1 protein-coding gene is annotated in these 413 nt (G+C 63.2%); it reads left to right on the forward strand.

Annotated elements, in window-relative coordinates; all coding sequences use genetic code 11:
• A partial coding sequence (locus NFX52_RS30495) for a hypothetical protein (protein WP_055392792.1) occupies positions 1-197 on the forward strand: 197 nt, incomplete at its 5' end.
• Positions 198-413: the final 216 nt, after the last annotated feature.

Genomic DNA, 413 nt, shown 5'->3' on the forward strand with positions numbered 1-413 from the left:
TGAAGTTCGACACGAACCGCACCCGTGCCGAAGTGGCCGCTGAAGCCGCCACCGTGGCCCAGACCCGCAGCATCGAGCCCGCTGGTTCGCGTGTGGTGACCTACACGTCCACGGCTGACCGCGCTGCTGTGCGCGCCCAGGCTGCTGAAGCCCTGCGCACTGGCAAGATCCCTTCGGGCGAATTCAGCGCCATGTAATTCGCGCGGCAGGTACTGCGGTCGGCACACCGACGCAGTCTCACGCTCAAAAGCCGAGGCCCCTCACGGGGCCTCGGCTTTTTTCTGCCCTGTGACCCGTCCTACCCAGCGTTGACACGTGGACCTTTCAAAAGGGCATGTGTCATGGAATCGAGTGTCAAACGCACGCAGCGCGACTACACGCTGGCCTTTAAATTGGCGGTGGTGGAGCAGGTA

It is taken from the genome of Acidovorax facilis (genome assembly GCF_023913775.1).
GTDB classification, from domain to species: domain Bacteria; phylum Pseudomonadota; class Gammaproteobacteria; order Burkholderiales; family Burkholderiaceae_C; genus Acidovorax; species Acidovorax facilis.